This window comes from Rhodococcus sp. P4_C10 (assembly GCF_056402135.1).
Window position 1 is genome coordinate 1 of record NZ_JBFUHZ010000027.1, and the last position, 10,838, is coordinate 10,838.

The 10,838-nt window shown below is 68.1% G+C and carries 9 protein-coding genes; 6 read left to right on the plus strand and 3 right to left on the minus strand.

The window, feature by feature from the left end; genetic code table 11:
- Together AC1DWC_RS17790 and AC1DWC_RS17795 are read left to right on the plus strand one after the other, a co-directional pair.
- Nucleotides 1-1,130 (plus strand): thioesterase domain-containing protein (locus tag AC1DWC_RS17790; RefSeq protein WP_477910137.1); only part of this gene is annotated, 1,130 nt, incomplete at its 5' end.
- Between the two features lie 62 nt (nt 1,131-1,192).
- Complete coding sequence (locus AC1DWC_RS17795; RefSeq protein ID WP_072845963.1) at nt 1,193-1,414, plus strand: MbtH family protein; 222 nt, start codon at nt 1,193-1,195, stop codon at nt 1,412-1,414.
- A gap of 87 nt (nt 1,415-1,501) precedes the next feature.
- Here AC1DWC_RS17795 and AC1DWC_RS17800 read toward each other — a convergent pair whose 3' ends face one another.
- Together AC1DWC_RS17800 and AC1DWC_RS17805 are read right to left on the minus strand one after the other, a co-directional pair.
- Nucleotides 1,502-2,203 carry a GntR family transcriptional regulator gene (locus AC1DWC_RS17800; protein WP_477910139.1) on the minus strand — a complete coding sequence of 234 codons (702 nt, stop codon included), beginning with the start codon at nt 2,201-2,203 and terminating at the stop codon, nt 1,502-1,504.
- 47 nt (nt 2,204-2,250) lie between these two features.
- A complete protein-coding gene (locus AC1DWC_RS17805; RefSeq protein ID WP_477910141.1) occupies nt 2,251-3,396 on the minus strand; it encodes an acyl-CoA dehydrogenase family protein in 1,146 nt (381 codons plus the stop codon).
- Nucleotides 3,397-3,592: 196 nt separating this feature from the next.
- Between AC1DWC_RS17805 and AC1DWC_RS17810 the strand changes: the two genes are divergently transcribed.
- From AC1DWC_RS17810 to AC1DWC_RS17820, 3 genes are all read left to right on the plus strand, one after another.
- Nucleotides 3,593-5,119, plus strand: coding sequence for an aldehyde dehydrogenase family protein (locus AC1DWC_RS17810; RefSeq protein ID WP_477910143.1), 1,527 nt, complete (start codon nt 3,593-3,595; stop codon nt 5,117-5,119).
- Between the two features lie 10 nt (nt 5,120-5,129).
- A complete protein-coding gene (locus AC1DWC_RS17815) occupies nt 5,130-6,032 on the plus strand; it encodes an oxygenase MpaB family protein (protein ID WP_477910145.1) in 903 nt (300 codons plus the stop codon).
- Between the two features lie 103 nt (nt 6,033-6,135).
- Nucleotides 6,136-7,257, plus strand: a complete 1,122-nt coding sequence (locus tag AC1DWC_RS17820) for a lipid II:glycine glycyltransferase FemX (protein WP_477910147.1) — start codon at nt 6,136-6,138, stop codon at nt 7,255-7,257.
- 127 nt (nt 7,258-7,384) lie between these two features.
- Here the strand turns inward: AC1DWC_RS17820 and AC1DWC_RS17825 are convergent, their stop codons facing one another.
- The gene (locus tag AC1DWC_RS17825) at nt 7,385-8,605 is read right to left on the minus strand and encodes a TetR/AcrR family transcriptional regulator (protein WP_477910149.1); all 1,221 of its coding nucleotides are present in this window, start codon (nt 8,603-8,605) and stop codon (nt 7,385-7,387) included.
- 564 nt (nt 8,606-9,169) lie between these two features.
- Between AC1DWC_RS17825 and fadD5 the strand changes: the two genes are divergently transcribed.
- The gene (gene fadD5, locus AC1DWC_RS17830; RefSeq protein ID WP_477910151.1) at nt 9,170-10,756 is read left to right on the plus strand and encodes a fatty-acid--CoA ligase FadD5; all 1,587 of its coding nucleotides are present in this window, start codon (nt 9,170-9,172) and stop codon (nt 10,754-10,756) included.
- The last annotated feature ends 82 nt before the right edge of the window (nt 10,757-10,838 follow it).

Genomic DNA, 10,838 nt, shown 5'->3' on the forward strand with positions numbered 1-10,838 from the left:
CGTTGCCGGCTCCGGTGTTCGAGGTGGCGGAGTTCCGTGCTCCGGTGACCGGGGTCGAGCGGGCGGTGGCGTCGGTGTTCGAGGAGTTGCTCGGGGTCGAGCGGGTGGGTCTGGACGATGATTTCTTCGCTCTGGGCGGCAACTCGCTGATGGCCACCCGGGTCGCCGTCCGTCTGGGCGTCGAACTCGGCCTGGCGATTCCGGTGTTGTGGCTGTTCACCAACTCGTCGGTCGACTCATTGGCCGGTCGGATCGACTCGGCTCGTTCCGGGCTGGAGAACCTCAGCGAAGACGCCGTCTTCGATGTCCTGATCCCGTTGCGGGAGGGTGGGACGAAGCCCCCGGTGTTCTGCGTCCATCCGGTGCTCGGAGTGTCGTGGGCCTTCGCGGGGCTGGGGCAGTTCGTCAACCGAGAGCGGGGGATCTACGGACTTCAGTCGCCTGCGTTGTCGGGCGCCGAGGTGCCGTCGACGATCGAGGCGTGGGCCCGGCTGTACGTCGAGAAGATTCGGGCCGTGCAGCCGGAAGGCCCGTACCACCTGATCGGCTGGTCGCTCGGCGGCGTGATTGCGCACGCGATGGCGGCGCAGTTGCAGGCGATGGGCCAAGAGGTCGCACTGGTCGGCCTGATGGACAGCTACGCGTACCAGGTGACCGACGGTTCGCTCCCGGAGCGTGCGATGACCGCTGGCGACCTGCTTGGCGGACTCTTGCCGGCGTTGGTTTCCGAAAACGGCGCTGCGGCCGGACTGTCGCTGGATTCGCTTGCCGCGGAGGAGCTGTCCGACGACCTGGTGGAAGGCATCATGGCGCACCTGCCCGCTCCGTTCAATGCGATGGGCGCTGATCGGATCTCGGCGGCCATTGCGGCAGTGGGTGAGGCCGGCGCGATGACCGATGGTCACGTGCCGTCCAAGTTCAAGGGTGACGTCTTCTACTTCGCCGCCCTCGCGGACGACCCCAGTGGCAACGCCGGTGCCGACACCTGGCAGGACTTCGTGGACGGCCGGGTCATCACCCACGGCATCGAGGAAACCCACTGGGGGATGGCCTCGTCGGCCGCTCTCGCCCGGATCGGGGAGGTGCTGAACGAGGCGTGGACCGTCGAAGAAGCCGGGGTTGACAAGTAGTTTCCCTGTTCGAAACGTGAAAACAATTGTGGGACAAGACAAATGTCGAGAAAGGTAGATCAATGAGCAATCCATTCGATGACGAGGACGGCCAGTTCCTGGTTCTGGTGAACAGCGAGGGGCAGCATTCGCTGTGGCCCATGTTTGCGCAGGTCCCGGCGGGCTGGGCCGAGGTGCACGGACCTACCTCGCGCCCGGACTGCGTCGCCTACGTCGAGGCCAACTGGACCGACATGCGGCCCAAGAGCCTGATCGAGGCGATGGCCGCAGACGTCACGGAATAGTCCTGGACGCACCGCTCGGCCCCGGAATCGCTGTTCCGGGGCCGAGTCGAGGAGATGTAACGCAACCGGCGTCCCTGACAGCGCGCCTTACTCTCGGTCCCAGATTCCGGTCTGCTCGAGGTGTGCGAGCAGCCGCTTGGCGCCGTCGGTGAAGTGCCGACGGGTCTCGCGTCCCGCCTCGTCGGCGTCACCGGACGCCATCGCCGCGATCAGCCGGTCGTGGCTGGCGGTCGCGGACTCGCCCCACTCCCTGTCGCCGGAGTAGAAATGCACGGGCGTGTAGCGGATGGCGTTGAACAGGAACCACGACAGCTTGGTGGCGCCGGCGAGGCGGTTGACCTCCCGGTGGAAGCCGAACTCGAGGTCCTCGATCCGGGTGGCGTCGCCCGCCACGACGGCCGCGGCGAGGTCGGTGTTGATCGCGCGCAGTTCGTCGAGCGTATCCGGGGTCACCGCGGCGGTGGCGCGGACCGCGAGCTGCTCGGCGATCTGACCCTGCAGCCAGAACACGTCGTTGATGTCGCCGCGGGTCAACGGCGCGACCACGTACCCGCGATGCGGAACCAGCTCGACGAGACCCTCGCCGCGCAGGGTCAGCAGGGCCTCCCGCACCGGGGTCACGCTGACCCCGAGCTCGGCGGCGGTCTCGTCGAGCCGGATGAACTCTCCCGGCCGCACACCCCCGGACATGATCAGTCCACGCACGTGCGCCGCGACGTCGTCGGACAGCTGCGGCCTGCGGCGAAGCGCGGGACCGGCAGTGTTACGAGACGTGGCGGACGAGGTCATCGGGGCTCCTTCGGGCAAGACCGTCAGCATAGACACTCAGCGCGCGGTCACAGCCCGTACGTCTTGCCGATGATGTCGCGCTGGATCTCGCTGGTCCCGCCGAAAATGGTCGACACCAGCGTCGCCCGCACATGGCGTTCCATGTCGAACTCGGTCGCGTATCCGTACCCGCCCATCATCTGCATGCCCTCGAGCGCCACCCGCTTGGCGGTCTCGGTGGCCTTCAGCTTGGCCATCGAGGCCTCACGGGCCAGCATCTTGTCCGGGTTGGCATCGGCCTCCCGCGCCACCGAGTAGACCAGCAGTCGGGTGCATTCGATCTCGGTGGCCAGGTCGGCCATCCGGTGCCGCAGGGACTGGAAGCTGCCGATCGGCCGGCCGAACTGCTTGCGCGTGGTGATGAACTCGAGGGTGTCGGCGAACGCGCGCTCGGCGGTGCCGAGGATCATCGCCGCGAGGATCAGCCGCTCGAAGTTCAGCCCGGTCATCAGCTGACGCCAGCCGTTGCCGACCTCGCCGACCACCGCGTCCGCCGGCAGCAGGCAGTCCGTGAAGTAGAGGTCGTTGGTCTCCTTCTGCCCGCCCATCAGCTCGATCGGGTTGATCTTCAGTCCTGGGGTGTCTGCAGGCACGTGGAACATGGTCAGGCCCTCGTGCTTGCTCTCGCCGCGTCCGGTGCGGGCGACGAGCAGGATGTTCTCGGAGATGTGCGCGTTCGAGCACCACGTCTTCTGGCCGTTGACCAGCCAGCCGTCGTCGGCCCGCTCGGCCTTGGTGCTGAGGTTGGCGACGTCGGAGCCGGCCTCCGGCTCGGACATCGAGATCGACTGCGACACACCGCGGACGATGCCGCGCAGCACGTTCTCCTTCTGTGCCTCGGTGCCGAACCTGGCGTAGGCACCGCCGGTGATCAGGGTCGGTCCGATCGCGCCGATCGGCGCCATCCCGAGATGCGACTGCTCGAGCAGGATGCACATGTCGACCATCGTGGCGTCGGAACCGCCGTACTCCTCGGGCACGGTCAGGCCGAGCCAGCCCAGGTCGGCCATCTTCTCGTAGAGCGCCTGGTTGTGGTTGTGCCGGCCATGCCCGGTCAGCTGGTCGCGCTTCTCGCGGGTGCCGGCCTCCCGCTTGCAGAAATCGGCCACTGCCTGGGCGAATGCCTTCTGCTCGGTGCTGAACTCGACGCTCATCTTCGAATCTCCCTCATCGTGGTGGGGACTGCTCACGCGCGTTGCCGGGTCCTTGTCCGACCGGACGGGTCCGCCTAGTGTGATGCACACGACAGTACTTCACATCAAATATATTTGATGTGATCTGCGTCGGAATCGCGGCGACTGCGCCAAGGTTCATGCGACGGATCTGCCACGCCAACGGAGGGAAGCAGCCATGCCCCAGCAGGTCGACCAGGAACCGAGCGGCGTCACGGGCGACGAGGTTGGCGCGACCGCGGTGTTCGCGTCCCGAGATCCGCGGAACGCGGCCGTGCTCGCCGAGTACCGGGTCGACGGCGTCGCCGAGGTGAACCGGGCGGTCGAGCGGGCGCGGGGCGCCGCGCAGTGGTGGGAGGGGCTCGGCTTCGACGGCCGCAAGCGCTGGCTGCTGAGCTGGAAGAGTGCCATCGCCGCCGACGCCCAGTCGCTGGCCGAGGTGATCGCCGCCGAGACCGGAAAGCCCGCCGGCGACGCGCTGCTCGAGGTGATGCTCGCCGTCGAACACCTGGACTGGGCGGCCCGCAACGCAGGCAAGGTGCTGGGCCGGAGGAAGGTGCCGTCCGGCCTGGTCAGTGCGAACCAGGAGGCCACCGTCCGGTACCAGCCGCTCGGTGTGGTCGGGGTGATCGGTCCGTGGAACTATCCGCTGTACACGCCGATGGGTTCGATCTCCTACGCGCTCGCGGCCGGCAATGCGGTGGTGTTCAAGCCGAGCGAGCTGACGCCGGGGGTGGCGGTGTGGATCGCCGAGAAGTGGAACTCGCTGGTGCCGAACCAGCCGGTGCTGCAGGTGGTCACCGGCTTCGGCGACACCGGCACCGCCCTGGTCCGTTCCGGCGTCGACAAGATCGCGTTCACCGGTTCCACCCCGACGGCGAAGAAGGTGATGGCCACCTGCGCCGAGACGCTGACCCCGCTGGTCGCGGAGTGCGGCGGCAAGGACGCGATGCTGGTGTGCGCCGACGCCGACCTCGACCAGGCGGCCGACTTCGCGGTCTTCGGGGCGTTCGGCAACGCCGGCCAGACCTGCGTCGGTGTCGAGCGAATCTACGTGGCGGACACGGTGTTCGACACCTTCGTGCAGAAGGTCGTGGCCAAGACCCGACGACTGCGTCCGGGCGGCGGGGCGGACGCGTCGTACGGCCCGATGACCATGGAGCGGCAGACCGAGGTGGTACGCGGGCAGATCGCCGACGCGCTCGGCCGCGGCGCCACCGCGGCGCTCGGCGGCCCGGACTCGATCCGAGAGCCGTACATCGAGCCGGTCGTCCTCACCGACGTGCCCGAGGACAGCAGCGCGACGTGCGAGGAGACCTTCGGCCCCACCGTGGTGATCAACCGGATGGCCGACCTCGACGACGGGGTCGCCAAGGCCAATGCCGTCGGCTACGGGTTGGGCGCCTCGATCTTCACCCGTGACCAGCGTCGGGCGCTCGACGCCGCGGAGCGCCTGCGCTCCGGCGTGGTGACCGTCAACTCCGTGCTCGGCTTCGCGGCCGTGCCCTCGCTGCCCTTCGGTGGGGTGGGGGAGTCCGGCTTCGGGCGGATCCACGGCGCCGACGGACTGCGCGAGTTCAGCCGTGCGAAGTCGGTGACCCGGCAGAAGTACCGAGCGCCGATGAACCTGCTGACCATGGAACGCAAGGCCCGTGACATGAAGATCGCGGCCTGGTTGCTCAAGACCCGGCATGGACGAGGCTGAGGAGCACACCATGCTACTTGTGAAGGACACCGACTCGGCGCCCCGCGGCCGCCGCGGCTGGCTCCGCCGGATCGAGCAACTGGATCCGGAGGCGGACTGCCAGGAGATCCACCGGATCACAGCCGGCTACGAATTCCCTTGGGACTACCAGCGTTCGCTCGAGCTTGCGCTCTTCCGTACCTACTGCGTCCCGACCATCTCGGGGCTGCTCCGCAAGACCGGCGAGTTCGAGAAGCGGCCGCAGAAGCGCTACGACGACACTGCACTGTTGATGGCGGAGCTGCTCGAGCACGGCTACGACTCGCCCCGCGGTCGCGAGTCGCTGCGCACCGTCAACCGCATGCACGGCAAGTACGACATCGACAACGCGGACATGCTGTACGTGCTGTGCACGTTCATCTACGACCCGCTGGACTGGATCGACCGGTACGGCTGGCGGCCGTTGCACCCGCACGAACGGCTCGCCTGCTTCCACTTCTACCGGCAGGTGGGCATCCGAATGGGGATCCGGGACATCCCGGAGGACTTCCAGGTTCTGCACCGGTTCAAGATGGACTTCGAGCGCGAGCACTTCCACTACACCGACGACAATCACGCGATCGGCGTGTACACCCGAGACCTGTTCTGTGCGTGGTTCCCCCGCCCGCTGCGGCCCGCGGTGAAGGTGGGCGTCAATGCAATGCTCGACCCGATGATGCTTTCCGCCTTCGGTTTCCGGACCGCACCTGCCTGGATGACGTCGGTGGGGCAGGGTGCGCTGCGCGGGCGGGCCCGGCTGGTGCGACTGCTGCCGCCGCGCCGTAGGTCGAAAGCCGCCCGCGATCCCCGTAACCGCACCTACCCGGGCTACCCGGCCGGCTACCGGCCCAGTGACCTGGGCGCGGACCAGGACGGTGGATGCCCCCGGCGCTGAACTGATATGCCCGTCGTCACGTAATTGGCTAGCTGTGACCGGCGCCGCATCCCGCCGGTTACTCTCTTTCCGAAACACCTGAACTGGATGGATGGGGGATCCGATGGCCGAATCAGGGCAGGGGCAGTGGGGTGGCGATCTCAGGATGTCGGAGCGGGTCCGCCGCGCGACACCGCTCGAGGTCGAGGGCTGGAACGATCTGATCGGGGCGAACCCCGACGGCGGCGACGTGTGGCGAAGTTACGATTTCGCGGAGCACAAGCGGGAGCATGTGCGCTACCACAGCGTGTACCTCATGGTCGACGGCATCGCCGTCACCGTCCACGAGAAGCGGGTTCCGTTGCTCGGCAAGCTCTGGTATCTACCGGCGGGTCCGCCGGCCGCCGATGCGGAGGAGCTGCTCCGAACGCTACGGGCGATCGCGGACTTCGCACGCGGGCAGGGCGTGTTCATGATCAGAATCGAGCCCACGCTGGTGGCCGGCGAGGCGACCATGCGGACGCTGACCGAGGCGGGGCTGCGACGGGTACCCCACGAGATGCTCCCCAACAACTACACCGTCGTCGTCGACATCGAGGGTGAACCGGAGCAGGTGATGGCGCGCTTCAGCACCCGTGCCCGCCGCTGGATCAAGCGCGCCGCCCGCGACGGGGTCACGGTCGAGCGGGTCCCGGCAACGGACGAGAACTGCACCCTCATGTACGACCTGCTCTCCAAGACTGCGGACGGCCGCTTCGGGGTCCGGAGCTTTCGGTACATGTCCGCGATCTGGAAACGCTACGACGCCTCCGGCAGCGGCCAGCTTTTCTTCGCGCGGTTCGAGGGCGAGGTGGTCGCCGGCGCATTCGCGATGAAGCTCGGGACCCACAGCCTGTACAAGGACGGTGCGTCCGTGCGCAAGAGCGCCGAGTCGTCGAAGGAGAACGGTCTCGGCGCTCACGGTGTGGGCCACGCCGTGCAGTGGGAGATCATCCGTTGGGCCAAGGAGCACGGCTGCGTGCGTTACGACATGTGCGGCACCACGCCCGCCGCGTCGGCCGACGATCCCACCCACGAGTACCGGGGCATCACCGAGTTCAAGCAGAGTTTCAACAAGGAGATCACCGACCACATCGGTGCTTACGACCTTCCGCTTGTCGGCTGGAAGCACGACGTCTGGCGGTCATGGCTCGAGCGGGAGATGAACCGCTTGTCACTGGTTGTTCGCCGCGACTTCTACTACTGAGTCCCAGTCTCGCCAGTCGGGCAGCAGGTGTGGCACTCGGCCCGATATCTGGGAGTGCAAGCATGATTCAGTTGACCCAGCACGACGCACAGTTCCTGCATGTCCTCGGTTGGCTTCGCGTCGATCGTCAGCCGAGCAGCACCGCGAGCATCACGGCCTGCATCTGCCCGCGGGCCCGCGCGTCGGTGTCGAAACGCATCAGCCGGCCGACGTCGAGTGCCTGGCCGAGTGCCGCATGCACCACGAACCGGGCCTCGACGGGGGACAGTTCGGGGCGGACCGCGCCGAGCAGGTGGACCCATTCCTCGACGTGCAGTCGCTGCACGTTGCGCAGATTCGTCCGCTCGCCACTGGGCAGGTTGCCGATCTCGGCGAAGTACACCGAGAGCACCTCCGGGCGGGCGAACGCCAGGTCGATGTAGGCGGCGGAGAGTCGGCGCAGCGCCTCCTCCGGATCGGCGGAGGCGCCGAGAGCATCGTCCGTCGCCACGGCCAGCCGGTCGGCCGCACGGTGGAAACCGGCCGCGAGCAGGTCTGCCTTGCTCGGGAAGTGCCGGTAGACGCTCGACGCGTTGATCCCGGCGGCGGCGCCGATCTCCTCGATGCTCGACTCGTGGTAGCCCTGCGCGTGGAAGATCTTCATCGCCTCGCCGAGCAGGAGTTCGCGCTTGGAGGTCACCGCGAGCCCCCGGGCGGCCGGGTCCTCGATGGTGGATTCGGCAGGCGGGGCCGCCGCGAGGTCGCAGCGCAGCACGCCCCACGCCGTCGCGAGCAGCAGCTTCTCGATCCGACGGTTCGCCAGCGCACTGCGGTGGGCGGTGATGCTGCCGACGACGCTCAGGGCGGCGGCGGCCAGGATCGTGGCGTCGCGTCGGCCCAGGTCCGGGCGGAGTCTGCCGAGCGGCTTCGCGAGACGCTCGTTCAGCGCGCGGAAGTCCGCGCGCATCAGCTCCCGGTCGGCCGGCTGCAGGTACCGGCCCTCCCAGCGGTAGAGGCCGCCGGTCCGGCGGTGCTCGACGGTGGTCGCGATCAGGGCGCGAAGGACCCGGTCCAGCTGGTCCTCGGGACTTGCATCCGGGGCGTCCGCGGCATCCGCGGCCGCCCGCAACGAGCCCACCGTGCTCAGTGCCGCCTGCAGCAGCAGTGCGTACTTGTTGGGAAAGTGGCGATAGAGCGCGGGTCCGGAAATCCCCAGGGCCGCGGCAATCTCGTCGACGCCGACCGCGTGGTAACCGCGTTCGCTGAAGGCCTGGGCGGCCGTCAGGGCGATCTGCGCCTTGCGGTCCTTCGGTCGCCGCCGCACCGGTGCGTCGGTCGGAACCGGCCGGCTCCGGGTTGTCTGGGCCATGGCCGCCTCCTGACTTCGATGCCGCAAACCATATCCGAGTGTCCGCGGCGCTCCGGACGAATGCGAATCGGGCCGTCGGCAGGTGCGGCCATTTGTCTGTGTCGGCGAGTACACGCAAACTGTTGATCTGCAACAGTGTTCGCTCTCGGTCGCCCGGCGGATCCGGCCTGCAAGTTAACAGTAATTCACCCGCACCGAGCGCGGTCCCGGCGGTGTGGGCGGCTCGCTGCCGGGCTGTTCGGTCGGTTTTCCTGGGTGGATCCGGCGTGCGCTGCCCGGGCGCCCGTGTGCGTCCAGTGTTGCCGGGCGGACCGGGCGACATCAATTCGGTCAGCGGTGCAACGGAATTCGCCGCCGTCCGCTCGGTCGCGAGGCCGGAACCCGGCGGAGTCTCCGGGCTGCTCGGGGGCTCGCCCATGTTCCATGGTGTCGGACGGGATCAGATGCGAATAACTGTTAACAAAATTGGCCCCGCGGCGCCTTCGGAATTGCCATACTGGGCGCGCCCCACGAGGTGCGCCCGCCGTGCCGACCACATCATCGTGACAGGGAAGGACCTACAGGATGTCATCTAGCGACAATCTTCTCGCGCAACCGCTCCGGGCCCGTCGGAACAATTGGAACAACCAGGTCGCGACCCATGCCCTCATGCGACCGGAGGAGGTCGCACTCCGCTTCCAGGGGGCGAGTACCACCTGGTCCGGGCTGCACGCGAGGTCGGAGGCCTTCGCCGACGCGCTGGCCCGGCGGGGTGTCGGATTCGGGGACCGGGTGCTGCTGGTCATGCTCAACCGCCCGGAGTTCCTGGAGGCGGTGCTCGCGGTCAACGCGCTCGGTGCGATCGCGGTGCCCGTGAACTTCCGTCTGACGCCGCCGGAGATGGCCTTCATCGTCGGTGACAGCGGCGCCACCGCGGTGGTCACCGACGTCCCGCTCGCCCCGCTGGTTTCCGCGGTCCGTCAGCAGGTGCCGGAGCTGGCCACCTGTGTGGTGGTCGGGCAACCGGGGGACGGCGGCACGCTCGGCTACGAGGAGCTGCTCGCCGAACCGGGCGAGGCGCACCGTCCGGTGGACCTGCCGGACGACCTCGCGGCGCTGATCATGTACACCTCCGGTACCACCGGCAGGCCCAAGGGGGCGGTGCTCTCGCATGCGAACCTGCAGGCGCAGGCGTTGACCTGCATCCGGGCCCTGCGCATGGATCGCGGCGACGACGTCGGGTTCTGTGCGTCTCCGATGTTCCACATCGCCGCCCTCGGCAGCATGGCGCCGTCGATCGTGCTCGGTGTCCGCACGGTCATCCACCCGCTCGGCGCGTTCAACCCGGTCGAGCTGCTCGACGTGTGGGAGGCCGAGCGCGTCACCACCGCGTTCCTGGTCCCCGTCCAGTGGCAGGCGGTCTGTGCGGAACCGACCGTGCGTCAGCGGGATCTCGCCCTCCGGGTGATCAGTTGGGGCGCCGCGCCCGCCTCCGACGTGGTGCTGCGCGCGATGTCGGAGACCTTTCCCGACGCGATGAACGTGGCGGTGTTCGGGCAGACGGAGATGTCGCCGATCACCTGTGTGCTCGACGGTGAGGATGCGCTGCGCAAGCTGGGCTCGGTCGGCAAGGTGATCCCGACGATCCAGGCGCGGGTCGTCGACGACGAGATGAACGACGTCCCGGTCGGGCAGGTCGGTGAGATCGTCTACCGGGGCCCGACGATGATGCGTGGGTACTGGGGTAACGACGCCGCCACCGCCGATTCCTTCGCCGGCGGGTGGTTCCACTCCGGCGACCTGGTCCGCCAGGACGAGGAGGGTTTCGTCTTCGTCGTCGACCGGAAGAAGGACATGATCATCTCGGGCGGTGAGAACATCTACTGCGCCGAGGTGGAGAACGTGCTCTTCGGTCACCCGAAGGTGTTGGAGGCGGCGGTGATCGGACGGCCGGATCAGAAGTGGGGTGAGGTCCCGGTGGCCGTCGTGGCGCTGCGCGAGGGGGACCTCACCCTCGACGAACTCGTGGCGTTCCTGGAGGACCGGCTCGCCCGGTACAAGCATCCCAAGGAACTGGTGATCGTGGACGCGCTGCCGCGCAATGCCAGCGGCAAGGTGGTCAAGGGGGAGCTGCGCAAGAACCAGGGGGCACTCGCGGCCAACGCGAGCTGACGCGACCTGGTTGCCCGATCGTGATGCCGGCCGGGTCGCACCCGCGGCTCGGCCGGCGGCATCGGCGGTGAGTCACGATGAG

What these genes read in the sequence shown, in the direction of transcription:
- AC1DWC_RS17795 (WP_072845963.1), top strand. Translation starts at nt 1,193, where the DNA reads ATGAGCAATCCATTCGATGACGAGGACGGCCAGTTCCTGGTTCTGGTG.
- AC1DWC_RS17810 (WP_477910143.1), top strand. Translation starts at nt 3,593, where the DNA reads ATGCCCCAGCAGGTCGACCAGGAACCGAGCGGCGTCACGGGCGACGAG.
- fadD5 (WP_477910151.1), top strand. Translation starts at nt 9,170, where the DNA reads ATGTCATCTAGCGACAATCTTCTCGCGCAACCGCTCCGGGCCCGTCGG.
- AC1DWC_RS17815 (WP_477910145.1), top strand. Translation starts at nt 5,130, where the DNA reads ATGCTACTTGTGAAGGACACCGACTCGGCGCCCCGCGGCCGCCGCGGC.
- AC1DWC_RS17825 (WP_477910149.1), bottom strand. Translation starts at nt 8,605, where the DNA reads ATGGCCCAGACAACCCGGAGCCGGCCGGTTCCGACCGACGCACCGGTG.
- AC1DWC_RS17805 (WP_477910141.1), bottom strand. Translation starts at nt 3,396, where the DNA reads ATGAGCGTCGAGTTCAGCACCGAGCAGAAGGCATTCGCCCAGGCAGTG.
- AC1DWC_RS17820 (WP_477910147.1), top strand. Translation starts at nt 6,136, where the DNA reads ATGGCCGAATCAGGGCAGGGGCAGTGGGGTGGCGATCTCAGGATGTCG.
- AC1DWC_RS17800 (WP_477910139.1), bottom strand. Translation starts at nt 2,203, where the DNA reads ATGACCTCGTCCGCCACGTCTCGTAACACTGCCGGTCCCGCGCTTCGC.